Source organism: Erythrobacter sp. SCSIO 43205, from assembly GCF_019904235.1.
Taxonomy (GTDB): Bacteria; Pseudomonadota; Alphaproteobacteria; order Sphingomonadales; family Sphingomonadaceae; genus Erythrobacter.
On record NZ_CP063202.1, the window covers coordinates 366,006 to 391,503 of the forward strand.

The window sequence follows — 25,498 nt, forward strand, 5'->3', positions numbered from 1 at the left end:
CGAACAGCCATATATTTGACGCGCGAAAGGCGCGCCTTAGCTCGCGATCAGCGGCTCGGCGCCTTTTTTGACGGGCTCTGCCGGCACTGCTGCTGGCTTGGCTACAGGCTTGCTCGCATTGGGGGCAAAGCGGCCATCAACCTGTGCGCCTTGTTCGATGGTGAGCGCATCGTAATGCACATCGCCGTCGACCCGCGCACTCTTTAAGACCACGAGTTCTTTGGCAGTGATCGAACCATTGACCTTGCCTGCCATGCGCGCGCTCTCTGCGACCACCGCGCCTTTGATGACAGAGCTTTCACCCTGCACCAGCGACGCGCATTTGATGTCGCCTTCGATCGTGCCGTCGACGTGAAGATCGGCTGAGGCGGAAATGTCGCCTTTGATCGTCACATCCGAACCGATGACCGAGAAGGTGGAGTTGGAACCTGCCATACCGCGTCCTTTGGATTTAGTGTCGGGGGTGGGCGGCAGCGAGGGCGCTTGACCCGCGGGCTTCTTTGAGAACATCGGGGGCTGTCTCCAGGAAGGGGCGCGGGTTGACCGCACGCCCGTTGATACGAACTTCGAAATGCAGGTGCGGGCCGGTCGAGCGACCCGAGCTGCCAAGGCCACCCAGCGTTGCCCCGGCATCAACCGCTTCACCCACGTTCACACTGATCCGGGCAAGGTGTGCGTAGCGGGTCATTATGCCATTGGGATGGGTGATTTCCACGGTGCGGCCATATCCGCCTTTCCAACCAGCGAAAGTCACCTGACCGCCAGCTGCTGCGTAGATGTCGGAATTGTAAGGGCCTTTGAAATCGATGCCATTGTGCATCGCGCCGCTGCGGTTGAACGGGTCGCGGCGATAGCCAAAACCCGATGTCACACGCGTAACAGCGGCAGGCACAACGCGCGGCACACCTTCAAGCGCAAGTTCGAGCGCCGACATCCGCGCAAGGCTCAAACCAAGGCGTTCAAAGCGCGGATCAAGCGAGCCATCAGCAGCAGACGAAAGCACTTGAAGCGGACCACCCATAGCCACTTGCGCTTCGGCGCGCGCCGCTTTTTCCATCGCGCGCGGATCAAGATTGAGCTTGCGCAGCGCCTCTTCGGCTTTCTTCGCACGCCAATCGGCAAAGCGGGTCATGTTCTCGACATATGCAAGCTGACGCGCTTCGATTTCGGCGAGGCCGCGAGCCTGCGGGAAGAAGGCGCCGACCTGTTCAACCGTCTTTGCCGTTTCATCCGAGCTGTCTGTGACGTTGGAATCGACGGCTTTGATGTCGTCGGGCAACATTTGCGACATCGCTTCAAGCGCTTCCTGACGCGCTTCGAGGTCGGCGACGACGTTTTCGATGTCACCACCATAAGCCTCAAGCCGTTGCTGCGCGCTTGCCACTTGCGCCTTCTCGTGTTGGAAAGATGCAAGCGTCGCTTCGGCGGAATATTTGTTCCACGCCATCACTCCCATCGAACCCGCCCATCCCAGCGCGAGAACGATAGCAGCCGTTGCTGCACCTTTTTGCAGTCCCGATGAGACTTTGATGAAACGCACCTGTCCTTGTGAGCGCATGAAAAACTCGCGGTCGGGGAACCAGCCCTCGAGCCTTTCTGCGAACGTGCGCTTTGGAGTGTTGTTTGACAAAAGCCTGACCCGTCCGATTTTGTTTTTTTGACCCACGAAAACGCTAGCGCCGGATGTGCAAATAAGCGAATCCTCAACCCTACTGAAAAGTTGAATCGAAGGCTTAGCGCGGTGAAGCGTTCATCCTACAGCAATCCCCTTAGAACGCTGGTTATGACACGGTAATCGATACTGCGGGCAGGCCCCTAGTGGTTGTCCCATAGGGGCACAGTTTGGCGTACCGATTCGCATAGCGATTCGCTCAAAAAATCGTGGCAAAAAGCCGGTTTGGTGCCGGTTTTTCTGGTGCTTGGGGTGCGCTTGATACGCCCTTTTTTCCAAGGTCGCTGACAGTTGGGCGCGCGGCTGCTAATGGCGGCGTTATGAATAAAATCTCGACCCTATCCCATCCCGAAGTGGAATCTCCTCAGGCTGTGATTGACGAGCTCGCCAAAGCAGGCCGGCTTGCGCAAAGCACGCTGGCCCAAATGCCAGGCGAAAGGCGCGCTGATGCCCTTAAGCTCGCAGCCAGGCACATCCGATCAGCAGGCAGCGACATTCTCGCCGCCAATGCAAAGGACGTGGAAGCTGGCAAGGCAAGCGGCCTTTCGGGCGCGATGTTGGACCGGCTCACCCTTGATGATGCGCGGCTCGAAGGGATTGCTGCCGGCCTCGAAGCGGTTGCCAATTTGCCCGATCCCGTGGGTGAGATCATCGACGAAACGCAGCCGCCCAACGGCCTCAATTTATCGCGCGTTCGCGTGCCGATTGGACTGATCGGGGTGATTTACGAAAGTCGCCCCAATGTGACCGCTGATACAGCGGCTCTGTGCGTTCGCTCCGGAAACGCAGTGCTCCTTCGCGGTGGCAGCGAGGCGGTGCATTCCAATCGCGCCATTCATAAAGCGCTTGTCGCAGGGCTGATCGAGGGCGGTGTGCCCGAAGCTTCAGCGCAATTGGTGCCGACCCAAGACCGCGCAGCTGTGGGCGCTATGCTGACGGCAAGCGGGCTCATTGACATGATCATCCCGCGCGGTGGGCGCAGCCTTGTCGAGCGGGTCCAAAACGATGCGCGCGTCCCAGTGCTCGCGCATCTGGACGGCATTTGCCACACTTACGTACATAGCGCTGCCGACCCTCAAATGGCGCAGACCATCGTCGTCAATGCAAAGATGCGCCGCACCGGAATTTGCGGGGCGATGGAAACGCTTCTTATCGACAGTGAGTTTAGCGACGCTGCATCACTTGTCGGGGCATTGATAGATGCAGGCTGCGAAGTGCGCGGGTGTGAGCGTATTCAAGCTCTCGATGCGCGCGTCGTTCCCGCCAGCGATAGCGATTGGGGCACGGAATTTCTCGATAGCATTGCTGCGGTTGCGATGGTCGATGGATTGGATGAAGCGGCCGCGCATATCGCCACCCATTCCTCAGGCCACACCGATGCAATCATCACTGATGATAAGGCCGTGGCGGAACAATTTTTAACCCGCGTGGATAGCGCGATTGTCATGCACAATGCTTCCTCGCAATTTGCCGATGGCGGCGAATTTGGCCTTGGCGCAGAAATCGGGATCGCCACTGGGCGCCTTCATGCACGCGGGCCGGTCGCATTAGAGGGGCTCACCACTTACAAATGGTTGGTGCGCGGGGCTGGGCAGGCCAGACCCTAAGCGATGCTCACCGGACTTCTTGGGGGCAGTTTCAATCCCGCCCATGGCGGCCATCGGCGCATTACGCGCTTTACCATTGATGCGCTGAGCCTTGATGAAGCGTGGTGGCTGGTATCCCCTGGCAACCCGTTGAAACCCAAGGCCGGAATGGCGCCGTTAACGGCGAGACTGCGCTCTGCACATGAGCAGGCGAAACGCGCGCCTATCATTCCCACAACAATCGAAAGCGAGCTGCGCACGCGCTACACTGTGGATACGCTGCGTGCGCTTCAAAACCGCTATAAAAAGCGGCAATTTGTGTGGCTTATGGGCTCTGACAATCTGGCGCAATTTCACCGTTGGAAAGATTGGCGCACCATCGCGAGGATGATGCCGATTGCAGTTATCGCAAGGCCGGGTTATACAAATGAGGCTATGACGAGCCCCGCCATGGCCTGGCTCAGGCGCTATACGGTGCCTGTGGCAGCTTTCCGAAAACAGGGGCGAAACCGCTTGGGGAGAGCGCCGGCACTGGTGTTACTCACGTTTGATCCGGACCATCGCAGCGCGACGGCAATACGCCGAGGCAATGCCGATTGGGCAAACCGTTTCAGTGATACATCAAGCGCAGCTATCCGCGACAGGCTAACCTTCCGACATATTGAGGAAGCGCGTATATGAAGGCGCTTGATAGCTCCTTCGCAATGCTCCTCACTTGCCATTCGCGCAAAGCCACCCCACATTTCGGCCCTTATAAAGGAGACTTACCGTAGCCTATGACACAGGCACATACTGCCCCGCGTTCGGGGGACACATCGCCCAAGCTTCAGGCGGTATCCGCTATGACTAAATCTCACGCGGTTGACGAACTCTATGCTCTGATCATGGCCCAATTGGACGATGATCAGGCGCAGGAAATCGTCTCCATCCCGCTTGAAGGCAAAAGCTCGGTTGCCGATCACATGGTGGTCGCAAGCGGTCGCTCGACCCGGCAAGTGGCGGCGATGGCGCAAAAACTCGGCGAAAAGGTCAAGCAAGCCGGCTTTGGTCCGGTGCGGATCGAAGGCCTGCCTCAGGCTGACTGGGTGCTGATCGATTGCGGCGACGTTGTCGTGCACCTGTTCCGCCCCGAAGTGCGCAGCTTTTACAACCTTGAGCGGATGTGGTCCTTCGAGGGCGGCGAAGCGCAACAGGGCCGGGCGTAACGCTTTTGTTGGCGCACCCGCATCCGCGGGCGCGTCCTCGCTAGACGTCCTCCGCTCCGCTGCGGACCCGCTGCGGGCGGGCGGTCGCCCTTGCGGTCCCTTCGGGACCGTTTGTCTGACCGTTCTGTAAGGTCTCTTGTATGCTCCTCCATATCATAGCTCGCGGGAAGATCGCACGCTCGCCTGAGGCGGAGCTTGTTACGCGTTATGAAAAGCGGCTGAAATGGCCGGTAAAGCTCACCGAATTGCCGGAAACTGGGGGAAAAGTGCCGCTCCCCCAAAGCCCCCACAAAACCGTTCTTCTGGATGAGCGCGGCAAGGCGCTTGCTTCTGAAAAACTCGCCTCCACGCTTGAAAACTGGCGCGATACAGGGACGCGCGAGGTCCGTTTTGTGCTGGGGGCCGCCGATGGTCACTCGGATGAGGAGCGTGCAGAGGCGGACCTCCTCTACGCCTTTGGTCCCGCCACCTGGCCGCATTTAATGGCGCGCGCGATGTTGATGGAGCAGCTCTACCGGGCAACAAGCATCCTTGCAGGCCATCCCTATCATCGTGCAGGGTAACGCTCGTGAAAAAAACGCTCGCCTTGACCGCCATAGCCGCAGCGACCGCCATTATGGTGGCGGTGCCGCAAGGGCTGGCGCAGCGCGATGTACAATTGCTTGAACCCGAAGAAGCTCAAGCCGAACTCACAAGAGCAACCCGCGAAAGCCAACGAGCCGAAGCGCGCGCTGAACGATTTGCGGCTGCATCGCAAGCGGCTGAGGAGGCTGCTGAAAAAACAGCGCGCGAAGCCGCCGCGCTGGCCGCGCAAATTCAGGCCGCTGAAGCCAGAATTGCCGTAGCCCGCGCCCGCTATTCCTTGGCGCAAAATGATAGAGCGAAGCTGGATAAACGCCTTGCCGACCGAAGGGAACCTTTGGTGCGTTTGACCGGAGCTTTGCAGACCACCGCCCGTCGCCCTTTGACCTTATCTGCGCTTCAGCCGGGCTCGCTCAAAGACCTCGTTTATGTGCGCGCCGTCCTTGCCTCTGCGGTCCCCGAAATCCGCACGCGCACGGCTGCTTTGCGCGGAGAACTTGAAAAAGGCCGCGCGCTTGAACGCCGAGCCGCACGCGCCTTGGAGAATTTGCGCATTTCCGAACAGGAATTGCAATCGCGCCGGACGCAGCTCGCCGCGCTCGAAGCCGAGCAACGCCTCGCCTCGCGCGAGGCGCGCAGCAATGCGGTGCGCGAAAGCGAGCGGGCGCTTGCTCTGGCCGAAGAAGCGCGCGATCTTGATGGGCTGGTCGAAACACTTGGCGAAGCAGCGAAATTGCGCGCGGAATTGGCGGCGTTGCCAGGGCCCATCGCTCGGCCCGATGACCTGTCCGCAAGCATCGTTGACGCATCGCCCGTAGCTGACGCTGCTCCGACCAAGGCTGTGCGCCCTCCCGGTTTTCAGCTTCCCGTGCAAGGCCGCACGCTTGCAGGCTTTGGTGAAATGCGCGCCAGTGGCCTTCGCTCTAAAGGCATCAGTCTGGCGCCCGCTCCCAATGCACAAGTCGTCGCGCCCAGCGCGGGCCGCGTCGCATTTGCAGGACCGTACCGGGGCTTTGGGCGAATCATCATAATCGAGCACCCCGGCGGCTGGACATCGCTGGTCACCGGCCTCGCGCGGACCGAGGTGGAAGTGGGCGATGAGATCATCGGCGGTGCACCTTTGGGTGTTGCCAGCGGCGGTGATGAGCCTATTGCGCTTGAGTTGAGACGCGATGGAGAGCCCGTTAACCCGCTCAATTACCTTGGATAATCTTGTAGCAGCGTTTACATCTCCAACGCCTAGATGCCCCGCTAAGGGACGGTACTAGTGCCCCTTAGGCTATCATCTGGCGTTCACCTCCCTAATTCTATACACATACAGGCACATAACAGGAGCCAATCGCCGATATGAAATTCGCCTCCCTCCTTCGCAGCGCTGCACTCGTTACGGCTGTCGCGCTCATCCCTGCCACCACCGCCACCATGGCGCAGGTCGACGGGAGAGCGGGCCCCGAACTCGCCAAGATTTTCGCAATCATGCAGCGGGTTCAGGCGAATTATGTCGAAGAAGTCGATGACGAAGTGCTTGTGCGCGGCGCGATTGACGGGATGATGAGCGCGCTCGACCCGCACAGCGCCTATCTTGATGGCGGCGATCTGGAGCGGCTCAACCAGTTGATCGATGGCAATTATTCAGGCCTTGGCCTGTCCGTTATTCAGGAAGAGGGCGCGGTTAAAGTGATCTCGCCTTTCAAGGGCAGCCCGGCTGACAAGATGGGCATCAAGGCGGGCGACTTTATCACTCACCTTGAAGGCGAACTGATCGTGGGCGGTGAGCTGGACGATGCGGTTGCACGGATGCGCGGGCCTGCTGGCACGTCGATCAACCTTACCATTTTCCGTCCGGGACGTGATGAGCCGCTTGAGCTGAATGTGACGCGCGGTGTGATCGAGCTGGAGCCGGTTACGCATGAGCTGATGCCAGGCAATATCGGCCATATCTCAGTAAACGAATTTTCCGCTGATGTTGGCAAGGATGTGTACGATGCGTGGAGCGCGCTCCAGACCGAGGCGACGGGCCGTATGGCTGGCCTTGTGCTCGATCTTCGCTCCAACCCCGGCGGCAGCCTGGATGAGGCAGTGGCGCTTACCGATCTGTTTCTTGATAAAGGCGAAATCGTCTCGCAGCGTGGGCGTTCATGGGGCGAAACCTTTGAGTTTCAGGCTGATGACCTCGACTATTACCTGCGCCGACGGATGAGCCGTTCACAGGCGCAGATTTTCATGGGTGAAATCGCGCGCGATGTACCGATGATCGTGCTGATTGATGCAGGCTCTGCTTCGGCTTCCGAGATTGTGGCGGGCGCGCTGCAAGATCATGGCCGTGCGCTTATCATGGGGCAGAGGAGCTTTGGTAAAGGCTCGGTCCAGTCGCTTCTGCCGCTGGGACCGGATTCGGCGCTGAAGCTCACCACGGCGCGCTATTACACGCCTAAGGGCAAATCGGTGCAGGAAGGCGGGATTGCGCCAGACATTCGCGTGCCGCAACTGTCCGATCCTGACTTTGCGCTGCGTGAAAAATACCGCACGCGTGAAAGCGATCTTCGCGGGCACCTTCGCAATGAAATTGGCCTTAAAGACGAGGAAATGGTCGAGGATTCGATTGCCGATCCGCGTTTCCAGCTGACTTCGGAGGAACTTGAGGAACAAGGCATTGAGGATTTCCAATTGCATTATGCATTGGAAACCCTGCGCCGCACTACGGCCAGTTCGGTAGCGCTCAACTCGCGCGGCTGACTTTAAGGGTGGGCAAGCCGCATAAGGCTCCCTAGATCGACGCCATGGATGGTCTTTCAAAAGCGCGCCTGCTCGCAGTTCTGATCCCGGCTGGATTGCTGGGGGGCGCGTATATTTCGCAATATGTTTTTGGCCTTTATCCTTGCGAGATGTGCTGGTGGCAGCGCTATCCGCATTTTGCCGCGATTCCCCTGGCGCTTGCCTCTTACGCCATCCAGCCTGCCCGCGTTTGGGTGGCGCTTGCGGGCCTTGCGATCATCACATCGGGGCTTATTGGCGGCTTTCACGCAGGGGTCGAATATGGCTGGTGGGAAGGGATCACTGGCTGTTCCAAACTGCCAGCGGACATAGATGTTATGGATGTGAGTGCCGCCCCGCTGGTGCGTTGTGATGTGGCGCCATGGGATTTGTTCGGCATCTCGCTTGCGGGTTGGAATTTCCTGATTTCTTGCGCGGGCGGTGCGGCTGTTGTGGCGCTCGCTTCGTATAAGAAGTAGAACCTGCATTCAGTTTCCTTTGGAAGGCTTTGAGAATGGACCGTAGTGAACTCCACCGTATGATCCGCGTCGATCAGGCCGGCGAATTTGGCGCAACGCGCATTTACGAAGGCCAGCTTGCCGTCATGGGTGAGCGTGGGCCCCATTCTGCCGAAATCCGCCACATGGCTGATCAGGAAAAGGTCCACCGCGAGAAATTCGATGCGCTTATGGCTAAGCGCGGCGTTCGCCCGACCGCTTTGCAACCGTTCTGGTCGATGGCCGGTTACGCTCTTGGCGCGGGCACGGCGCTGCTTGGGCCAGAGGCGGCTATGGCCTGCACCGCAGCGGTCGAAACCGAAATCGACAAACACTATTCCGACCAATTGGACCGCCTGGCTGAAACGAATGACGAGCCTGAGCTGGCCGAAATGATCGAGCAATTTCGCGAGGAGGAGCGCGAGCATCGCGATGCGGCATTGGAACATGGCGCTGAAAAAGCGCCCGCTTATCCGCTTTTGTCAGGCGCCATCCGTCTGGGCTGCAAAATCGCGATTAAGGTCAGCGAGCGAGTGTGATACACCGCTTCAGTCGCCATTCAGCGGCTCCGCTTTACTGCACACGCAATATTCGCTCCTGAATTAGGAACCACCATGTCAAAGCTCACCCGTTTAGCCCTTCTCGCACCCTTTGCAGCCCTCACCGCTGTTCCAGCTGCCGCGCAGGATCAGGCGGGCGACCGGGTCAACATGGTCATCGCCTATAGCGAGGATGAATGCCCTGAGCAGACAGCGTCAAACGAGATTGTGGTGTGCCAGATCGTGGTCGAAGCCGAGCGGTTTCGTATTCCGTCAACCCTGCGTCAGAGCGTGACTGCAAGCAATCAGACTCAAGCTCAGCAGTTTGAGAAGGTGCGCTATATCGGCGAATTCGGTGCTTTTTCGTGCAGCCCGGCGGGCGCGGGCGGTTTTACCGGATGCACTCAGCAGTTCATTGATGCCGCTTACGCCGAAAAAGACGCAGCTGAAGGCGTTCGCTTTGCGCAACTGATCGAGCAGGCGCGCCAAGAGCGTTTGTCGACCATCGACGGCGATGCAGCGGCAGAGCAGGAGCGCGTCGAGCAGATCGAGCGCGAATATATGGAGCGGTTGGAGCGTGAACGCGACGCACCGCTGCCCGGCGAGAGAGACGCATCGCTCACCCCACCTCCCCTCAATATGGAAGAGCGTCAAATCCCGGCAGAGCCGCGCGGCCCGGAGCAGTTTGACGATGGCGATGAAGAGCAGGTTGATCTCGATGCGATTCCACCTGCCGAAGCTGGCAGCGGCCTGCGCTAATTACACCCGGTAATAGTCGCGATACCACGCGACGAAGGCTCTGATCCCGTCGCGAACGCTGGTTTGCGGGGCGTATCCGGTGAGCTCTTTCAATAGCGTCGCATCGGCCCATGTTGCGGGTACATCGCCCTTTTGCATCGGCATAAGGTTGCGCACCGCCTCGCGCCCGCATTCTGCCTCAATCGCATCGACAAAATCGGTCAATTTCACCGTCTCGCTATTGCCGATATTGACCACGCGGTAAGGCGCGGCGGGCGAGAGCGAGTCCCATTCAGGAATGTCTTCGGGGCTTTCGGGGCGCTGCGGCACTGCATCAATCAACAGGCGGATCGCGCGCACCAGATCGGTGACATAGGTGAAGTCGCGGTGCATCTCGCCGTGATTGTAAATGTCGATCGGCTCACCGTTCAAAATCCCGCGCGTAAACTTGAACAATGCCATGTCGGGCCGCCCCCACGGGCCATAGACCGTGAAGAAGCGGAACATGGTCGTGGGCAGGTTCCACAAATGCGCATAGGAGTGCCCCATCGCCTCATTCGCCTTTTTCGTGGCGGCGTAGAGGGTGAGTTGGTGATCGCTTTTCTGCTGTTCGTGGAACGGCATATCGGTGTTCGCGCCATAGGCCGAACTCGTCGAAGCCATCAGCAGGTGATCCACTGCCAGCTCGCGCGCACATTCCATGACGTTGAATGTGCCCACAAGATTCGCATCAACATAAGCGCGAGGGTTCTCGAGGCTGTACCGCACCCCCGCCTGCCCAGCGAGGTGAACGATCACATCGGGCTTTTCCTCCATGGCGAGCGCATGGAGCGTATCGAAATCTTCGAGCATTCCCACCTGGCAGGAGAAGTTCGCATTTTGAAGCAGCATTTGATGCCGCCGCTCTTTTAGTGCGACCTCGTAATAATCGGTCATCCCGTCATAGCCGACCACCCGAAACCCCTCATCGAGCAGCAGCTGGGACAGGTGGTAGCCGATGAATCCGGCTGAGCCTGTGACGAGGACCGTTTTCATCAGCTGACCGAAATGTCGGGCGCGTCCACCTGTTTCATACCGACGGTGTGATAGCCGCTATCGACATGGTGAATTTCGCCGGTAACCCCGCTCGACAGGTTGGAGAGGAGATAAAGCCCAGAGCCGCCAACATCTTCCAAAGTGGTCGTGCGGCGCAGAGGCGAATTCACCTCATTCCATTTGAGGATATAGCGGAAATCGCCAATGCCGGACGCAGCCAGCGTCTTTACCGGCCCTGCGCTGATCGCATTCACCCGGATATTGCGCGGACCCAGATCATTGGCGAGATATTTGACGCTGGTTTCCAGAGCCGCCTTTGCGACGCCCATCACATTATAATGCGGCATATATTTCTCAGCGCCATAATAGGTCAGCGTCAGGATCGAGCCACCTTCTTCGGGCATCAATTCCGCCGCCCGCTTAGTCACCGCGACCAGCGAATAGGCCGAGATGTTCATTGTTGTGAGGAAGTTATCAAGGCTGGTGTCGACATATTTGCCGCGAAGCTCGTTCTTGTCGGAAAAGCCGATTGCGTGGACCACAAAATCAAGGCTGCCCCAACGCTCCTTGATCGCATCAAACCCTGCATCAAGCGAGGCCATATCCGACACATCGCACTCAAAGGTAAAATCACTGCCAAGCTTTTCAGCCAGAGGCTTCACCCGCTTGGCCAAAGCATCCCCCTGATAGGAAAACGCAAGCTCAGCGCCCTGCTCTGCCAGCATTTGGGCAATGCCCCAAGCGAGCGACTTGTCATTGGCAAGGCCCATAATAAGGCCGCGTTTGCCTTCCATGAGTTTGGTCATTTTGCGTTATTCCTCTTCGCTTTGTGCAAAGCCTTGCGGATCATTTTCCGGTTCGGCCAGCGCTGCGTTCAATTCTGCTCCGATAACGAGGCCAAGCCCCACTAGCCAGAAAAAGAACAGGGCAATGATAATTCCGGCCATGCTGCCATAGATGAGGTCATAGGTGATAGCACTGCGCATGACCGGCGGCATGATGGTGGTGACGCCGATCCACCACGCGGCGGTGAACAATGGCCCTGGCCATTTTGGGAAGCGCGCGCGGCGATAGCGTGGCGGGGTGAGTGAATAGAACAAAAGATAAAGCGCGACCGTCAGGCCAATTGCCGGAACGATGCGCGAGATCCGCAAATCGGCGACCATCTCTGACAATTGCGGCAGACCGCTCAAAATGACTTGCTGAATGGTCCCGATCATTACGCTTGCAAACAGCGACACCATCAAAAGCACGACCGCGCCGATTATGAGGGCAGCCGAAAAAAGCCGTGCTTTCCAGAATGCGAGAAGCGGCTTTGTGCCATAAGCGCGGCGCAAGATGTCGCGGATCGTCTCGATCAGGTTGGAGGCCGTCCACAGCGCGACGCCAACCCCCAGCCACAAGACCCACCCTTGCGGCACATCGACAATTTCAAGCGCGACAGGGGCAATCGCTCGGCTTACCGTTGGCGGGGTTGCCACGAGCACCGCATTGACCAGTTCAAGGGCAAGCTCGCGCCCGCCGATCAGGTCGAATAATGCTGCGCCGATGATGAAGAAGGGAAAGATTGCCAGCATCGAGAGATAGGCAAGATTGCCTGCATGGATGAAGCCGTCCTGCCATGTTCCCAAAAGCGTGCGGCGCAGGGTTTCAAACACGCGCGTTCCGGGCCCTGTGTAATGGGCGATGCGCGCAAGCAGACCTGCCTGCGGACTGACCTGATGCGTGATGAGGCCCTCACGAGCGGCAAAGCGAACCGGGTTGTTTTGCGCTCTCAATCGCCGCGCTTCGGGCGAAAGCGAGCGAACCTGCAGGCTGAATGAAGGCGTTTCGTGCTCGGTTGCTGCGGGGGCTGAATGTTTCAAAACCAGCTCGCTTTAACAGGCCCTTCTCAAAAAGCCCAATGCCTAAAGCCCGAACTTGGCGCGCGGTTTGGCCGGATCTTTCCAATCACCAAGCTTTTGCGCCAGCGCGTCGAGATCTTCGGGCATTTGAATTTCCAGCGTCACCAGCTGGTCGCCGCGCGCCGGTTTATCGCCAGATGCGCCTTTCTTGGTCCAGCCTTTGCCGCTCAAACGCATGACCGTGCCGCCATTGGCGCCCGGTTTCAGCGTCAGCATCACTGGCCCATCGACCGTCGGGCATTTGACCTTGCCCCCGTGCACCGCTTCATCGAGTGTGATCGGCAAATCCATGCGGATGTTGTCGCCATCGCGTTTGAAGAAAGGGTGAGGGGCCACTTCGACCATGACAATCCCATCGCCAAAGCCGCCGGGGCCCTTATGCCCCTTACCTTTGAGGCGCATTTGCGTGCCATCTTCGACCCCTGCGGGCAGCTTGAGGCTGATCGCCTTGCCATCGGCGAGCGTTATGCGCTGATCCTTGCCCGACGCTGCATCGACGAACGGCACCGCGAGGCGATACTGAATGTCTGCGCCTTTGCGAGGGGGAGGAGCGCCGCGTGCGCCAAAGCCCCCGCCGCCAAAGCCCCCTCTGGGTGGTTCGCTTGCGCGCCTGCGCCCACCGCCGAACAGCCCTTCGAACAAATCGCCCAAATCCATGTCTTCATTGCCAAAGCCCTGAAACTCGGCGTCGCGAAAGCCGCCAGAGCGCGAGGCGCCCGGCCCATAGCCACGTGCCCCAGCGCCCGGTCCGCCTGCTCCCATGCCTGCAAAGGGGTTCGCGGGATTGCCATCGGCGTCGATCTCTCCCCGGTCAAACTGCGCGCGCTTGTTCTTGTCGGAGAGCAGGTCATAGGCCTTGGTCGCATCCGAGAACTTCTCGGCGGCCTTGGGGTTGTCCTTATTGCGGTCAGGGTGAAGCTCTTTGGCGAGCTTACGATACGCGCTCTTGATCTCCTTTTCGGAGGCCGTGCGGGCAATGCCAAGGGTTTTATACGGATCACGCATGGTGTCTTAGCTAGGTGATACGGCTAACAGGTTCAAGCACCCAGTGTGTGTTGGCTGTGCGTTGGCTGGCTAGGGAACATCTTTCCTACCTTGCGGGTTGAGCTTACTCCTACGCCGATGACCGCACCAAACCGCTCAAAATTGCCCGATTTGATGTCTCTCAATGCGGGCTTGGATTTATTGCGCCTTGGACAGTGTCTCAAGTGTCTCAAACTGCACGCTAAGCCGATGATAAGGAATGGAATTGATGATTAATAACTCCAACACGCTCGATGAGGCGCAATTGGCCGATAGCGTCATCCCGTCTGGCAGCGATCCTTACGCGCTGTTCGATGAATGGTTTGCGTTAGCCAAAGAGGCAGAGCTGAACGATCCCAACGCGATGGCGCTGGCGACAGCGACCCCTGATGCGATGCCTTCGGTGCGCATGGTGCTTTTGAAGGGGCACGGTGCCCATGAAAGCGGGAGGGGCGGTTTCACCTTCTTCACCAATGCCGACAGCCGCAAAGGGGGCGAAATCCGTTCCAATATGAAGGCGAGCCTGCTGTTCCATTGGAAGTCCTTGCGCCGTCAAATCCGGATCGAGGGGCCTTTGGAAGAGGTGTCGCCGGAGCGCGCTGACGAATATTTTCACTCGCGCCCCTACAAAAGCCAGGTCGGATCAGCGGCAAGCGATCAATCACGCCCGATGGAAAACCGGCAGGATTACATCGACAAGGTGACGCAAATCTGGGCTAAATATGAGCAGGACGGCAAAGTTCCGCGCCCGCCGCATTGGACGGGCTTTACTCTGCGCCCTGAGCGGATTGAGTTCTGGATTGACCGCGACAATCGCCTCCACGACCGGCGGCAGTTCACCCTTTCGGGCGCGGGCGATGCGCTCAAATGGAGCGATACGCTGCTTTATCCCTAGCGCTCGTATCTATGGATAGAGCGCGAGCACATCCGCGGCTTCTTGCAGCATCGCTCGCCGCTCCTCGCTGGTCGAATGGCCCAGTCGCACCAGCGTTACCTTTTGATCGGGAGAGACAAGCACATACTGACCCATATGGCCGATGAGTGAGAAAAGGCTTTGCGGCGCTCTGTCCGGGAACAGCGGGTGCGGCCATTCGAGGTTCGCATTGGGGCGGTTGAGCCAGATTTGATAGCCATAGTGGGCGCTTGCCGGGCTTGGCCTCAGCATCTTTTCAACCCAGCCGCTTGGCACCAATTGCTCACCCGATGGCGCTTTACCGCCGGCGCGCAGGAATTCGCCAAACTTGGCATAATCGGCAGCGCTGGCGTGCATCAGGCTGCCCCCGATGAGCGTTCCCGAAGCGTCGAATTCGGGCACCATAGAGGTCATGCCAAGGGGAGCGAACAGGCGCTCTTCAAGGTAGTTCGCCACCGCGCGGCGGCGGGTGTCGGGGTTCTTGCTATCGGTCAAAGCATTGGCGGCAATATCGGCAAGGATTACGGTAGTGTTCGAGGAATACTCAAACTTTTCGCCCGGCTCTGCCTCAAGCGGCTGCTCCTTGGCCCATTTGGCCATATCGTCGCGCCCATCGAGGAAAAGCATCCGCACCTCGGAGCTCTCATAAGGCGGATCGCCCGCTTCGGTATGGCGAAGCCCGCTGCGCATTTGCAGGAGATGTTCCAGTGTAATCTCAGCGCGTGGGTCGCCGCTCCTCTGCCAATCGGGAATGGGGGCAGGGCTGTCTTCGTCGAGCAAACCATCTGCAACCAGCATCCCGATCAGGACCGCCGTGACCGTCTTGGCCATCGACCAGCTGATGTGCCGGGTGTCAGCATCATACCCTTCCGCGTATCGCTCGGCTGCGATTTTGCCATCAACCATGAGGAAAACGGCGCGCGTTTCGCCAAGCCCTTCTTTCGTAAACAGCTCGTCGATCTGGCGCGCAAGCTGATCCATCGGCGCGCCCGCGTCATCGGTAACCGCGTCGAGTGCTTCTTGCGGAAGTGGCGGCGGGGCAGGCGGCGGAGCCTCTCCACAAGAGATGAGGGCTGGAAGGATGGCGGCAGCAAGGATAGAGGAACGGCAAATACGCATCATGATGCGCTCAATCGGACAAGGATAAGAGCAAAGCAATGGCAAATACGAGTGGACGCCAAAACGGTTCGATGGGCAAACGGCTCGCAGTGATCGGGCTGCTCATCCTCGTGGCTCTGATTGCGGCTGTGCTCTGGCTCAACCGGGCTCCGATTGCAGGCTATTCAGGCGTTGCAACAAGCTATGCCGCGCGTGTGGCTTGCTCATGCCGCTTTGTCGCGGGCCGTGATCTGGACGATTGCAGCAAGGACAAACTTGGCGGGATGGAAATGGTTTCCCTGAGCGAGGATGCAGAGGCGCAAAGCGTGACCGCAACCATCCCCTTCGTCGAAAGTGTCACCGCAACCAAACGCGAAGGCTATGGTTGCGTGCTGGAGAAGTGGGAGGGGTAGGCCGAAACCGCTTAAGACGCGACCGCTTCGGTCGAATCGATCCATCCGCCGCCAATCACCCGCTCACCCGCATAGATCACCGCAGCCTGCCCCGGAGCAACGCCGAATTCAGGCTCCCCAAAACGGATGCGGGTCGTTGCATCGTCGCCGAGCGGCCCTTCAAGCGTGATCGGTACAGGCTTTGCAAGACTGCGAACCTTTGCGGTGAGCTGCGCACCTTCGGGGATGGCGCCGATACGGTTTGTTTCGATCACCTCGGCGCTTTCCACCGCCAGCATCCGCTTGGGCCCTACGCGAACCTCGCGCGTTTCGGCGTCAAGCTTGATCACATAAAGAGGCTCTGGCTGTCCGCCTATATCAAGCCCTTTGCGCTGGCCCACGGTGTAGTGGACGATGCCCTTGTGCTCGCCCAGAACCTCGCCAGTCGCCGCGTGAACGATATTGCCCGGCACACCGCCTTCGGGACGCAGCTTGGTCACGATCTTGGCGTAGTTCCCGTCGGGCACAAAGCAGATGTCCTGACTATCGGGCTTCATCGCATTGCGCAGGCCAGCCGCCTCGGCAAGCTCGCGCACCTTGGTCTTGGGAAGTCCGCCAAGGGGAAAGCGGATGTAGTCGAGTTGCTCGCGCGTGGTTGCATAGAGGAAGTAGGACTGATCGCGCGTTGCATCATGGGCGCGGTAGAGATGTGGTCCGTCTTCTGCCTCAACGCGGCGAACATAATGCCCAGTCGCCAGGCAATCCGCGCCAAGCTCGCGCGCCATGCGGAACAGGTCAGTAAACTTGGGCCCCATATTACAGCGGATGCACGGCACCGGCGTGCGGCCTGCAAGATATTCGTCAGCGAACTGGTCGACGACTTCTTCTTTAAAGGCGCTTTCATGATCGAAGACATAGTGCGCAATGCCAAGCCGATCGCACACCGCACGCGCATCAGCGATGTCATCGCCCGCACAACACGCGCCCTTGCGGCCTGTGGCAGCGCCATAATCATAAAGCTGCAGCGTGATGCCGATAACCTCTGCGCCTGTATCAGCGGCGAGCGCTGCGACAACGGACGAATCGACCCCGCCGCTCATCGCGACGACGATTCGGCATTCAGACGCAGGGCGCGAAAGGTCGAACAAAGCGGCCGTATCGAGCCCAAAAGTGGGACTAATGGTGGAGGCAAGGGTGCTATTCATACTCGCCGCGCCATATAAGTATGCCCGGGGCAATTGGCCAGCGCAGCTTGGTTTTACATCTCACGAAGCTGATTTTACAGGTGTTTTTGGCGCGTTAACTTGCGCCAACATCGCCTTGCTAAGGATTTGGGCACTATTCCTAAGCGTTGGTAAAGCCCGGTTTTACCACATTTTGACAACCGCGCCTTATACCTTGGGTCATGTTCGAAAAAGCCGACCCATCTGCGTTCGCATCCGCCCATCGCGTTGCTTCTTCCAAAAGCAATGACGAGGCGCTGCACATTTATGCTGCGGATGCCAGCGGTGATGACGCTGACCCTCAGGCTTTGCGCGCCATTGGTTGGGGTGAGCTTACCGCCAGATTCAATGCCGCGCGAGACTTCAGAATGCTCCTTTCAAAGGACAGAAACGCCAAGCTTGGCCTTGCTGAATGTGCCGGTGAGAGCGGGTGTGACGTTCATTTTGCCGAAGCCGCTGCACGTTTTTTTCGAGCGAATGATGAAGACCAACGCGGTGTTAACCATAAGGGTTTAGAGCACCGCAAAACATCGTCTGTCATGTATTCAAATGTAACAGACACACCAAAGACACAAATTCCCCAAGCAGAGCCGACCCCTACGGCTCATTGCGCTCCGGGCGTTGCGAGAGAGAAGTAATGATTGAGAATCAGGATATCCGTCCAGCACAAGTGATCGGCCCGCTCGGCGAGCCGTTGACCTTGGACGATCTTCCTTCGCCATCCACCAAACGGTGGGTCGTGCGTCGCAAGGCCGAAGTGGTTGCCGCTGTAAACGGTGGCCTGCTCACGATTGACGAAGTGCTTGAACGCTATTCGCTCACGCTCGAAGAGTTCGCCTCATGGCAGCGCGCGGTTGATCGTTCTGGTATGCAGGGCCTTCGCGTGACCCGCATTCAGCACTATCGCGACCTTTATGAACGCCAATTGAAATACTGACGCGAGCGAGGTCGCACCGGCATACTCTCTCTTACAAAGACCCATATTTCACTCCCACTCAAAGTGCGCTAATTGAGCGCACGGCCCGTTGTTTGGAACTCTTTTCCAAGCGAAGGGTAACAAGGGTGGAAGGAGAATAAATATGGGTTGGATTGTTGCACTTATCGTAGGCGGTGTCGCCGGCTGGCTGGCCAGCATGGTTATGAACCGCGATGCCTCCATGGGCATTTTCTGGAACATCGTTGTGGGCTGTATCGGCTCGGTTATCGGCAATATGATTGTCGGGCCGCTGCTTGGTATCAGCGGAAGCGTTCAGGAATTTTCACTTATCGGGCTTGGTGTCGCAGTGGTCGGCGCGGTCGTCCTGCTCGGAATTCTGAACCTGATCCAGCGTGGACGCGTTCAAGGCTGAGCTTTGACTGAGGCGAAGCTGCCTTAAAAACATGATAGATTCAAATATTTAAGGGCGATGCTGGCACGACCAGTATCGCCCTTTACTTGCGTGAAAACCCTGATTGACGGGAACCTTGCGGGGATGTCCCTCGTCTAGGCTCAAAGTCACCCGTCGAGGGGCGCATTGCCCTTTCACAGTGCTCAGCTATGAGGGATTGCGAAGGGTGACTTATACCTGTAATACACTGAGCGCGCTTTGCAGCGTGTTTGGCACCGGAGTGCATGAGGGCTCCGTTTAGAAGGCAAATAGCATGAATTACGCGTCCACGATCACAGCCGAAGCGCAGGATGACATCCCTGCCGACGCGCTTGCGCGGTATCAGGAAAAACAGGGTTCTAATCTCATGCGCAACCTTTTGATTGCGGGCGGTATTGTGCTCGCTTTGTTTTTGGCCCTGGGCGCCTATTTCGCGCTTGCCGGCGGAGAGCCGGTCGGGGCTGGCGATGACAATGCTCAGGCGCCTGTCGTCACGGTGATCGCGCCTGGTCAGACTACGGTGAACGGAACCATTACTGCTCCTGGCACGATTGCAGCGCGTCGTCCGATGCCGGTGGGCGTAGTGGGCGAGGGAGGCCAGGTTCTCTCGGTGCGCGTCGATGCTGGTGATTGGGTGCGCCAAGGCGAGGTGCTGGCTGTGATCGACCGTTCGGTTCAAACGCAGCAGGCCGCCGCTCAGGAAGCGCAGATTGCCGTGGCGCAGGCCGATGCCGATCTGGCGCAATCCAATCTCGACCGGGCCCTGCAACTGGTTGAGCGAGGCTTTATCTCCAAGGCGGAAATCGACCGCCTCACCGCAACGCGCGATTCGGCGGTTGCCCGGATCAAGGTCGCGCGGGCCCAGCTTTCAGAGCTTCGTGCACGCAACGCGCGGCTCAACATCGTCGCACCCGCCTCTGGTTATGTGCTTGAGCGCAACGTTGAACCCGGCCAAACGGTGAGCGCGGGATCGGGCGCATTGTTCACCATTGCGCGCGGCGGCGAATTTGAAATGATGGCGCAGGTCAGTGAAAGCCAGCTCGCCTCGCTTTCCACCGGAGTTCAGGCCAGCGTTACGCCAACCGGATCTGAGAAAAGCTTCACTGGACAGGTTTGGCAGCTTTCACCGACCATTGATGCGCAAACCCGTCAGGGCACGGCGCGGATTGCCTTGTCGTACGCGCCAGAGCTTCGTCCCGGAGGTTTTGCCACCGCAACCATCAACAGCGGCAGTGTGACCGCGACTGTCCTTCCTGAAAGCGCGGTTCTTGCCGATGAAGAAGGCAGCTATGTCTATGTGATCGATGCTGAGAACAAGGCAGTGCGCACGCCAGTGGAAACGGGCATGGTGACCCCCCAAGGCATTGCCATCGTCGGCGGGCTTACCGGTAATGAAAGCATCGTTGAAAAAGCGGGCGGGTTCCTCAATCCGGGTGAAACCGTCAATCCCAAGCGCGCTGAACAATAGGCCAACGCCATGAATTTTCGTAATCTTTCCGCTTGGTCGATCCGCAATCCGGTTATCCCGCTGGTGCTTTTCACCGCGCTGTTGTTTGCAGGGCTGGTCAGCTTTTTACGCATGGATGTGACCAACAATCCGGATGTTGAGTTTCCGGGCGTTCAGGTAAACATCTCACAGCCCGGTGCCTCGCCGACAGAGATCGAAAACCAGATTACTCAACGCGTGGAAAGCGCGCTGCGCTCAATCAGCGGGGTCAATTCAATCCAATCCACCGCAAGCGAAGGCAGCTCTTCGACATTTGTCGAATTTGAAGTCGGCACTGACATTATCGAGGCGGTCAATGAGGTCGAAACCGCGGTTGCGTCTGTAAGGGCTAGCCTTCCCGACGGCATTCTTGAGCCGCGCATCAACAAGGTAGATATTGCTGGCGATCCGATTGGCTATATCGCGGTCGAAGCCGACGATATGACCATCGAAGAGCTCAGCTGGTTCATCGACGATACGGTGGCAAAGCGTCTCCTTCAAATCAACGGCATGGCAGAAGTGGGCCGTTTCGGCGGTGTTGACCGCGAGATCGAAGTGATCCTTGACCCTGCGAAAATGCAGGCTTTTGGCGTCACCGCCACGCAGATCAACAATGTGTTGCGCTCATCCAATCTTGATGCGGCAGGCGGTCTTGCCGAGGTTGGTGGCACGCGCCAATCCCTGCGCGTTCTGGGCAATGATGACAGTGCTTACGAACTCTCACAGCGCCAGATTCAGCTGGGTGACGGGCGCACCATTCGCGTGGCTGATGTGGCCACTGTCCGCGACGGTATTGGTGAGCGGACATCGGTCAGCGAAGTGATCGACCGCGAGGTGGTCAATTTCTACATGAACCGGGCGCGCGGTGCGTCTGATTTGGCGGTCTATGATGCCGCGATGGAAGAGCTCGACAAGATTGAGGCGGAAACCGAAGGCGTGCGCTTCATTCGGATGTTCACCTCCACCACATACACTGAAAGCCAGTACAAAAGTTCGATTTCAGCATTGATCGAAGGCGCTGTTCTGGCGGTGATCGTGGTGTTCTTCTTCCTGCGCGATTGGCGAGCGACCTTGATCAGTGCGGTGGCGATCCCGCTCTCAGCCATACCGACCTTCTTCTTCATGGATTTGCTCGGGTTCAACCTCAACTTCCTCTCGCTTCTTGCGCTTGCCCTTGTCGCAGGCGTTCTGGTCGATGACGCGATCGTGGAGATTGAGAATATCGTGCGCCATATGCGCATGGGCAAAACCGCTTATCAGGCGAGTATCGATGCCGCCGACGAAATCGGTCTTCCGGTGGTAGCCACGAGCTTTTGTATCGTTGCGGTGTTCCTGCCCGTTGGCCTCATGCCGGGTGTTACGGGGCAATTCTTCAAGAACTTCGGCCTGACCGTTGTGGTCGCCGTTTTGATGTCGCTCGCCGTTGCGCGGATGGTCACGCCGCTTATGGCCGCCTATTTCCTATCCGCCAAAGGTGCTGGCTCCCACGGCGAAGGGCCATGGATGGACCGCTATATGGCGGTGCTTCGCTGGACACTTGATCGAAACGGCCTGCGGGCCCGGCGTGAAGGGGTCGAGCCACCGCGCAAACGCTGGTTGTATATTCCCGCGCTGCTTCTTGTGACGATCCTGCTCTTGGCGGTAACGGCTGTTGCATTGTTCATGGGCTTTAACGCGATCAGCGGCATTGGCATCCCGGACGCGCTTGCGTCGGCTGTGACCGATGACAAGTTTTCAATGTTGCACTTCCTCATCTCCAAGGCCTTCGAGATCGTGCAATTGCTGCTTGCCTCCTTGCTTGCATTGCTGGCTGGATTGGGCGTGTTCAAGCTGATTGAATTTCTCGGCAATATCGGGCGCAGCAAACCGGGCGCGACCACCTATCTCACGGCTCGTTTTTACGATCATCGGATCTGGATGCTCGCCATCGGTTGGTTCTCGTTCCTCGTGACGATGCTGCTGTTCGGGCAAATCCCGCCGCAGTTCCAGCCAACGATTGACGATGAAAACTCTGCGGTCGAAATCGAGATGGTGCCCGGCACAACGCTCGCCTCGACCAAGGTTGTCTCCGATAAGGTCGACGCCATCTTGCGCGAGCAGCCCGAGGTGGAGCGCACCATGCAGCGCATTCGCATCGGCAATTCGACCATTTTCGTGAAGCTCAAGGAGGACCGCGAACGCACCTCAATCGAGTTTGAGCGTGAGCTCGCGCCGGAACTCGCCAAGATACCCGATGCGCGGGTGCGTTTCCGCTCGCAAAGCGGCGGCTTTGGTTCGGGCCGCGATATGACCATCATGCTCGCAGGGTCCAACCCTGACCTGCTTGAAGAGACGGCTGCGACTTTGGTCGAGCAAATGCGCGGGATCGACAGTCTGGTTGCGCCGCGTGTGGCCGCAGACCTCAATCGTCCAGAGATCATCATTACCCCGCGCGAACAAATCGCCGCTGAGCTGGGCGTGAGCACTATCGCTTTGTCATCTACGATCCGCATCGCCACATTGGGTGAGATTGAACAGAACGCTGCGCGCTTCTCGCTCTCGGACCGTCAAATTCCGATCCGCGTCAAACTCTCTGAAGAATCGCGGAGCAGTCTTACCACGATTGAGAACCTGCCCGTTCCCACCAATCGCGGCGGGACCGTACCACTCAGCCGCGTTGCCGATATTGAGTTTGGTTCTGGCCCGACAGCCATCCAGCGCTATAATCAGAACCGCCGCGTTCTGGTCGGTGCTGATCTTGCAAGTGGTGTCTTGAAAGGCGAGGCGCAGGCCGAGATTGATGCGCTGCCCATTCTTCAAAATCTGCCTACAGGCGTTATCCGCGATGTGGTCGGCGAAGAGGAGTGGCAGCAAGAATTGCAGGCGAACCTCGTCATTGCGATTATCGCAGGCGTCCTGCTGGTGTTTGCTTGCCTGGTCCTCCTCTACAAGCGTTTGATGAGCCCGCTGGTCAATATGACCTCTCTGGCGCTCGCGCCTTTGGGCGGCATTTTGCTGGTCTGGCTGCTTGGTATGCCGCAATCCATGCCGGTTTATATCGGCATCCTCCTGTTGCTTGGCATCGTCTCCAAAAACTCGATCCTGCTTATCGATTTCGCGATTGAGGAGATGGAGAGGGGCACGTCCAAGCTTGAGGCAATCCTCGAAGCGGGCCACAAACGCGCACAGCCGATCGTCATGACTACGGTTGCAATGACCGCTGGCATGGTTCCGGTCGCAATCTCGCTAAGCGGTGATGGTGCGTGGCGTCAGCCTATGGGCGTGGTGGTGATTGGCGGCCTTATCCTCTCTACGCTGCTGACGCTTGTGATCGTCCCCGCAGGGTTCAGCCTTGCCGACGGGTTTGAACGCCGCGTTGGCCCGTGGCTGCGCGAGACATTGCTGACCTACAAACCCGGCGATGACACAAAGCCGATTGAGCCCGAAGGCGGCAGCGCTGGCGCTGAACCGATCCCTGCGCGTCGCCTCCCTCCGGGAGCCGAGCCTGCGGAGTAAGCCGATCAAAAAGCCTCACAAAGACGATGCCTTGGGACTTCCCCAAGGACCGTCTTTGCGGCAGATAGCGCGGCACAATGGCTAGCAGCATTCAAACAGAACCCTCAATGTTCGGCGGAGAACCGCTGAGCGCGGACCGCGCCCGGCGTATGCGCTGGACCGCCACAGGGCTGCTCATTGCCATGGGGGCCTTGTTCTTCACGACCCACGGTCTTGTTCCTGCGCATCCTGCATGGGGCTATGTCAACGCCTTTGCCGAAGCTGCCATGGTTGGCGGGCTTGCCGACTGGTTTGCCGTCACCGCGCTTTTCCGCCATCCTTTGGGCCTGCCCATCCCCCACACCGCGATCATCCCTTCCAACAAAGACCGCATCGCGGACACTATGGCGCAGTTCCTGCAGGAGAACTTCCTCACCCCCACCGTCGTCGCGCGGCGGATGTCGGGCATGAATGTCGCGCGCGCTATCGGTGATTTCCTCGCCGTCAGTCCCGAAGACGACGGCGCCGACAACCGGTCGCGCATCACAGGGGGCGCCGCTGAACTGCTTGCCGAAGTGCTCGAATCGCTTGATCCTGACCGCCTCGGCAATCAGGTGCGCGCAGGGCTGGGCCGGCAATTGAGCAAGCTCGACATTTCGCCTCTGGCGGGACGAATGCTTGAAAACACCATGGCGGATCAACGTCATCTGCCTCTTATCAATGGCTTTGTCCGCTGGGCCGGGCTCACATTGGAAGACAATGAGGAAACCGTGCGCGCTATCATCCATGAAAGGGTGAATGGCGTTTTGCGTTGGGCGGGGCTTGATAAGACTATCTCGTCCAATGTTCTTGATGGCCTTTATAAGCTCCTTGCCGAAGTACTTGTCGATCCCGATCACCCATTGCGAGAGAAAATCGAGGAGGGTCTGCAAAAACTCGCTCACGATCTTCAGCACGATCCTGAAACCCGCAAACGGGTTGAGGAAATGAAGAACGATCTTCTTGAAAATCCGGCCGTGGCGGAATGGTGGATGGGCGTGTGGGAGCGTATTCGCCAATCGCTTATCCGCCGCGCGCGCGATCCCAATAGCGAGCTTGGCAATGATATGCGGGTCGGCCTTGCTGATTTGGGTGAGGCGTTGAAACAGGATGACCGCCTGCAAACGCAGATCAACCGTTTTGCACGGCGCACAGCGGTCGGGATTGCCACCCGTTATGGCAGCGAGATTGTGACGCTGGTGTCGGAAACGGTGAAGCGCTGGGATGCGACCACCATTACCGGCCGGATTGAGAGCGCGGTGGGCCGCGATCTTCAGTTCATTCGCATCAACGGCACGCTGGTGGGCGGGTTGGTCGGTATGACACTGCACTTCATCACGAGCTTCCTTTAGCTCTTTGAGTATACCAACTCCGCGCTCTTCCCTAGCAAAGTGACCGCCCAATGGCCGTCTTAAGCTTTGCCATGAATAACCACGTCCCCGACCCAGTGCCCATGCTGCACACTCTAGCGCTCAAAGCGGGTGAGCAGGCTGTTATCAACGGCGCTCTTGTCACCGCAAAGAGCGATTGCGGCTTCGAAATCTGCCACAGTGCCGCTGTCTTCACAGGCCGAAGGATATCAGCGACGCGGGCGCGCGAGCCGCATATTGAGCTTTATCTGTCGCTCTCGCAGGTAGCGCATAGTGAACTGCGCTTTGCTGATGCGCGCCTGCGTTTATTCGGCTTGCTCTCGCAGATCATCCTTGAGGATGACGCGCCCGAGATAGCGGAAGAAATCCGCAAATGCACGCTCGCCCTGATCGGCGGAAAGCGTGCAGAGGCTAAGCGCAGCGCCGGAGCCATCGCAGCGTCCCAGATCACACAAGTGCTAAACCCACGCGCGAAAACAGCTTGCGCTGCCGATCGCACAGCACCGATGAGCGCTCAGGTACCAGGCCATGGATGGAAAGAGGCATCCTAAGAAAAAGGCCCCGGTGCGAGTACACCGAGGCCTTTCTTTTGGACTCTCTA

25 protein-coding genes are annotated in these 25,498 nt (G+C 58.5%); 17 read left to right on the forward strand and 8 right to left on the reverse strand.

The genetic code is table 11. The features are described from left to right. Nucleotides 1-36: 36 nt before the first annotated feature. Together INR77_RS01855 and INR77_RS01860 are read right to left on the reverse strand one after the other, a co-directional pair. Nucleotides 37-435: a polymer-forming cytoskeletal protein gene (locus INR77_RS01855; protein WP_223072260.1), complete on the reverse strand. Its 399-nt coding sequence runs from the start codon at nt 433-435 to the stop codon at nt 37-39. Between the two features lie 16 nt (nt 436-451). Continuing rightward, entirely contained in the window at nt 452-1,630 is a 1,179-nt protein-coding gene (locus INR77_RS01860; protein ID WP_370632267.1) for a peptidoglycan DD-metalloendopeptidase family protein, read from the reverse strand. Between the two features lie 362 nt (nt 1,631-1,992). On the opposite strand from INR77_RS01860, the gene INR77_RS01865 reads away from it, so the two are divergent. From INR77_RS01865 to INR77_RS01905, 9 genes are all read left to right on the forward strand, one after another. Further along, nucleotides 1,993-3,279 (forward strand): glutamate-5-semialdehyde dehydrogenase, encoded by a 1,287-nt coding sequence (locus tag INR77_RS01865; RefSeq protein WP_223072261.1) that lies wholly within the window; start codon nt 1,993-1,995, stop codon nt 3,277-3,279. 3 nt (nt 3,280-3,282) lie between these two features. Then, nucleotides 3,283-3,939: a nicotinate-nucleotide adenylyltransferase gene (locus INR77_RS01870; RefSeq protein ID WP_223072262.1), complete on the forward strand. Its 657-nt coding sequence runs from the start codon at nt 3,283-3,285 to the stop codon at nt 3,937-3,939. A 161-nt stretch (nt 3,940-4,100) separates the two neighbouring features. Further along, the gene (gene rsfS, locus INR77_RS01875; RefSeq protein WP_255574039.1) at nt 4,101-4,463 is read left to right on the forward strand and encodes a ribosome silencing factor; all 363 of its coding nucleotides are present in this window, start codon (nt 4,101-4,103) and stop codon (nt 4,461-4,463) included. Between the two features lie 140 nt (nt 4,464-4,603). Then, on the forward strand, nt 4,604-5,026 hold the full coding sequence (locus INR77_RS01880; RefSeq protein ID WP_223072264.1) for a 23S rRNA (pseudouridine(1915)-N(3))-methyltransferase RlmH: 423 nt from the start codon (nt 4,604-4,606) through the stop codon (nt 5,024-5,026). A 5-nt stretch (nt 5,027-5,031) separates the two neighbouring features. After that, entirely contained in the window at nt 5,032-6,255 is a 1,224-nt protein-coding gene (locus tag INR77_RS01885; RefSeq protein ID WP_255573868.1) for a murein hydrolase activator EnvC, read from the forward strand. 137 nt (nt 6,256-6,392) lie between these two features. Further along, nucleotides 6,393-7,781, forward strand: a complete 1,389-nt coding sequence (locus tag INR77_RS01890) for a S41 family peptidase (RefSeq protein ID WP_223072265.1) — start codon at nt 6,393-6,395, stop codon at nt 7,779-7,781. A gap of 44 nt (nt 7,782-7,825) precedes the next feature. Further along, nucleotides 7,826-8,278: a disulfide bond formation protein B gene (locus INR77_RS01895; RefSeq protein WP_223072266.1), complete on the forward strand. Its 453-nt coding sequence runs from the start codon at nt 7,826-7,828 to the stop codon at nt 8,276-8,278. 35 nt (nt 8,279-8,313) lie between these two features. Next, nucleotides 8,314-8,835: a demethoxyubiquinone hydroxylase family protein gene (locus INR77_RS01900; protein ID WP_223072267.1), complete on the forward strand. Its 522-nt coding sequence runs from the start codon at nt 8,314-8,316 to the stop codon at nt 8,833-8,835. Nucleotides 8,836-8,910: 75 nt separating this feature from the next. After that, nucleotides 8,911-9,594, forward strand: a complete 684-nt coding sequence (locus tag INR77_RS01905) for a hypothetical protein (RefSeq protein ID WP_223072268.1) — start codon at nt 8,911-8,913, stop codon at nt 9,592-9,594. Here INR77_RS01905 and INR77_RS01910 read toward each other — a convergent pair whose 3' ends face one another. The 4 genes from INR77_RS01910 to INR77_RS01925 are packed head-to-tail and all read right to left on the reverse strand — an operon-like array spanning nt 9,595 to nt 13,517. Beyond that, nucleotides 9,595-10,608: an SDR family NAD(P)-dependent oxidoreductase gene (locus INR77_RS01910; RefSeq protein ID WP_223072269.1), complete on the reverse strand. Its 1,014-nt coding sequence runs from the start codon at nt 10,606-10,608 to the stop codon at nt 9,595-9,597. After that, nucleotides 10,608-11,414 (reverse strand): enoyl-ACP reductase FabI, encoded by an 807-nt coding sequence (gene fabI, locus INR77_RS01915; RefSeq protein ID WP_223072270.1) that lies wholly within the window; start codon nt 11,412-11,414, stop codon nt 10,608-10,610. The genes INR77_RS01910 and fabI overlap by 1 nt, the downstream gene beginning before the upstream one ends. Before the next feature lie 6 nt (nt 11,415-11,420). Beyond that, nucleotides 11,421-12,473 carry a YihY/virulence factor BrkB family protein gene (locus INR77_RS01920; RefSeq protein WP_255573869.1) on the reverse strand — a complete coding sequence of 351 codons (1,053 nt, stop codon included), beginning with the start codon at nt 12,471-12,473 and terminating at the stop codon, nt 11,421-11,423. Between the two features lie 42 nt (nt 12,474-12,515). Then, entirely contained in the window at nt 12,516-13,517 is a 1,002-nt protein-coding gene (locus INR77_RS01925) for a DnaJ C-terminal domain-containing protein (RefSeq protein ID WP_223072271.1), read from the reverse strand. Nucleotides 13,518-13,764: 247 nt separating this feature from the next. Between INR77_RS01925 and pdxH the strand changes: the two genes are divergently transcribed. Beyond that, nucleotides 13,765-14,430 carry a pyridoxamine 5'-phosphate oxidase gene (pdxH, locus tag INR77_RS01930; RefSeq protein ID WP_223072272.1) on the forward strand — a complete coding sequence of 222 codons (666 nt, stop codon included), beginning with the start codon at nt 13,765-13,767 and terminating at the stop codon, nt 14,428-14,430. Nucleotides 14,431-14,439: 9 nt separating this feature from the next. On the opposite strand, the gene INR77_RS01935 is transcribed toward pdxH, so the two are convergent. Next, nucleotides 14,440-15,570 carry a serine hydrolase gene (locus INR77_RS01935; protein ID WP_223072273.1) on the reverse strand — a complete coding sequence of 377 codons (1,131 nt, stop codon included), beginning with the start codon at nt 15,568-15,570 and terminating at the stop codon, nt 14,440-14,442. A gap of 35 nt (nt 15,571-15,605) precedes the next feature. On the opposite strand from INR77_RS01935, the gene INR77_RS01940 reads away from it, so the two are divergent. Then, on the forward strand, nt 15,606-15,959 hold the full coding sequence (locus tag INR77_RS01940; protein WP_223072274.1) for a hypothetical protein: 354 nt from the start codon (nt 15,606-15,608) through the stop codon (nt 15,957-15,959). Between the two features lie 11 nt (nt 15,960-15,970). Here INR77_RS01940 and mnmA read toward each other — a convergent pair whose 3' ends face one another. Next, the gene (gene mnmA, locus INR77_RS01945) at nt 15,971-17,143 is read right to left on the reverse strand and encodes a tRNA 2-thiouridine(34) synthase MnmA (protein WP_223072275.1); all 1,173 of its coding nucleotides are present in this window, start codon (nt 17,141-17,143) and stop codon (nt 15,971-15,973) included. Between the two features lie 655 nt (nt 17,144-17,798). Here mnmA and INR77_RS01950 point away from each other — a divergent pair. The 6 genes from INR77_RS01950 (at nt 17,799) to INR77_RS01975 (ending at nt 25,448) form a co-directional block, all read left to right on the forward strand. Next, nucleotides 17,799-18,098 (forward strand): DUF1153 domain-containing protein, encoded by a 300-nt coding sequence (locus INR77_RS01950; RefSeq protein WP_061927118.1) that lies wholly within the window; start codon nt 17,799-17,801, stop codon nt 18,096-18,098. Nucleotides 18,099-18,240: 142 nt separating this feature from the next. Next, entirely contained in the window at nt 18,241-18,510 is a 270-nt protein-coding gene (locus INR77_RS01955; RefSeq protein WP_223072276.1) for a GlsB/YeaQ/YmgE family stress response membrane protein, read from the forward strand. Nucleotides 18,511-18,802: 292 nt separating this feature from the next. Continuing rightward, nucleotides 18,803-19,996: an efflux RND transporter periplasmic adaptor subunit gene (locus INR77_RS01960; protein ID WP_223072277.1), complete on the forward strand. Its 1,194-nt coding sequence runs from the start codon at nt 18,803-18,805 to the stop codon at nt 19,994-19,996. 9 nt (nt 19,997-20,005) lie between these two features. Next, entirely contained in the window at nt 20,006-23,509 is a 3,504-nt protein-coding gene (locus INR77_RS01965) for an efflux RND transporter permease subunit (protein WP_223072278.1), read from the forward strand. Between the two features lie 107 nt (nt 23,510-23,616). Continuing rightward, the gene (locus INR77_RS01970) at nt 23,617-24,879 is read left to right on the forward strand and encodes a DUF445 domain-containing protein (protein ID WP_255574040.1); all 1,263 of its coding nucleotides are present in this window, start codon (nt 23,617-23,619) and stop codon (nt 24,877-24,879) included. 71 nt (nt 24,880-24,950) lie between these two features. Further along, nucleotides 24,951-25,448: a flagellar biosynthesis repressor FlbT gene (locus INR77_RS01975; RefSeq protein WP_223072279.1), complete on the forward strand. Its 498-nt coding sequence runs from the start codon at nt 24,951-24,953 to the stop codon at nt 25,446-25,448. Nucleotides 25,449-25,498: the final 50 nt, after the last annotated feature.

Excerpts from the sequence above, each read along its gene's own strand:
- INR77_RS01855 (WP_223072260.1), bottom strand. The coding sequence starts at position 435 with ATGGCAGGTTCCAACTCCACCTTCTCGGTCATCGGTTCGGATGTGACG.
- INR77_RS01865 (WP_223072261.1), top strand. The coding sequence starts at position 1,993 with ATGAATAAAATCTCGACCCTATCCCATCCCGAAGTGGAATCTCCTCAG.
- INR77_RS01870 (WP_223072262.1), top strand. The coding sequence starts at position 3,283 with ATGCTCACCGGACTTCTTGGGGGCAGTTTCAATCCCGCCCATGGCGGC.
- rsfS (WP_255574039.1), top strand. The coding sequence starts at position 4,101 with ATGACTAAATCTCACGCGGTTGACGAACTCTATGCTCTGATCATGGCC.
- INR77_RS01880 (WP_223072264.1), top strand. The coding sequence starts at position 4,604 with ATGCTCCTCCATATCATAGCTCGCGGGAAGATCGCACGCTCGCCTGAG.
- INR77_RS01890 (WP_223072265.1), top strand. The coding sequence starts at position 6,393 with ATGAAATTCGCCTCCCTCCTTCGCAGCGCTGCACTCGTTACGGCTGTC.
- INR77_RS01895 (WP_223072266.1), top strand. The coding sequence starts at position 7,826 with ATGGATGGTCTTTCAAAAGCGCGCCTGCTCGCAGTTCTGATCCCGGCT.
- INR77_RS01900 (WP_223072267.1), top strand. The coding sequence starts at position 8,314 with ATGGACCGTAGTGAACTCCACCGTATGATCCGCGTCGATCAGGCCGGC.
- INR77_RS01905 (WP_223072268.1), top strand. The coding sequence starts at position 8,911 with ATGTCAAAGCTCACCCGTTTAGCCCTTCTCGCACCCTTTGCAGCCCTC.
- INR77_RS01910 (WP_223072269.1), bottom strand. The coding sequence starts at position 10,608 with ATGAAAACGGTCCTCGTCACAGGCTCAGCCGGATTCATCGGCTACCAC.
- fabI (WP_223072270.1), bottom strand. The coding sequence starts at position 11,414 with ATGACCAAACTCATGGAAGGCAAACGCGGCCTTATTATGGGCCTTGCC.
- INR77_RS01925 (WP_223072271.1), bottom strand. The coding sequence starts at position 13,517 with ATGCGTGATCCGTATAAAACCCTTGGCATTGCCCGCACGGCCTCCGAA.
- pdxH (WP_223072272.1), top strand. The coding sequence starts at position 13,765 with ATGATTAATAACTCCAACACGCTCGATGAGGCGCAATTGGCCGATAGC.
- INR77_RS01935 (WP_223072273.1), bottom strand. The coding sequence starts at position 15,570 with ATGATGCGTATTTGCCGTTCCTCTATCCTTGCTGCCGCCATCCTTCCA.
- INR77_RS01940 (WP_223072274.1), top strand. The coding sequence starts at position 15,606 with ATGGCAAATACGAGTGGACGCCAAAACGGTTCGATGGGCAAACGGCTC.
- mnmA (WP_223072275.1), bottom strand. The coding sequence starts at position 17,143 with ATGAATAGCACCCTTGCCTCCACCATTAGTCCCACTTTTGGGCTCGAT.
- INR77_RS01950 (WP_061927118.1), top strand. The coding sequence starts at position 17,799 with ATGATTGAGAATCAGGATATCCGTCCAGCACAAGTGATCGGCCCGCTC.
- INR77_RS01955 (WP_223072276.1), top strand. The coding sequence starts at position 18,241 with ATGGGTTGGATTGTTGCACTTATCGTAGGCGGTGTCGCCGGCTGGCTG.
- INR77_RS01960 (WP_223072277.1), top strand. The coding sequence starts at position 18,803 with ATGAATTACGCGTCCACGATCACAGCCGAAGCGCAGGATGACATCCCT.
- INR77_RS01965 (WP_223072278.1), top strand. The coding sequence starts at position 20,006 with ATGAATTTTCGTAATCTTTCCGCTTGGTCGATCCGCAATCCGGTTATC.
- INR77_RS01970 (WP_255574040.1), top strand. The coding sequence starts at position 23,617 with ATGTTCGGCGGAGAACCGCTGAGCGCGGACCGCGCCCGGCGTATGCGC.
- INR77_RS01975 (WP_223072279.1), top strand. The coding sequence starts at position 24,951 with ATGAATAACCACGTCCCCGACCCAGTGCCCATGCTGCACACTCTAGCG.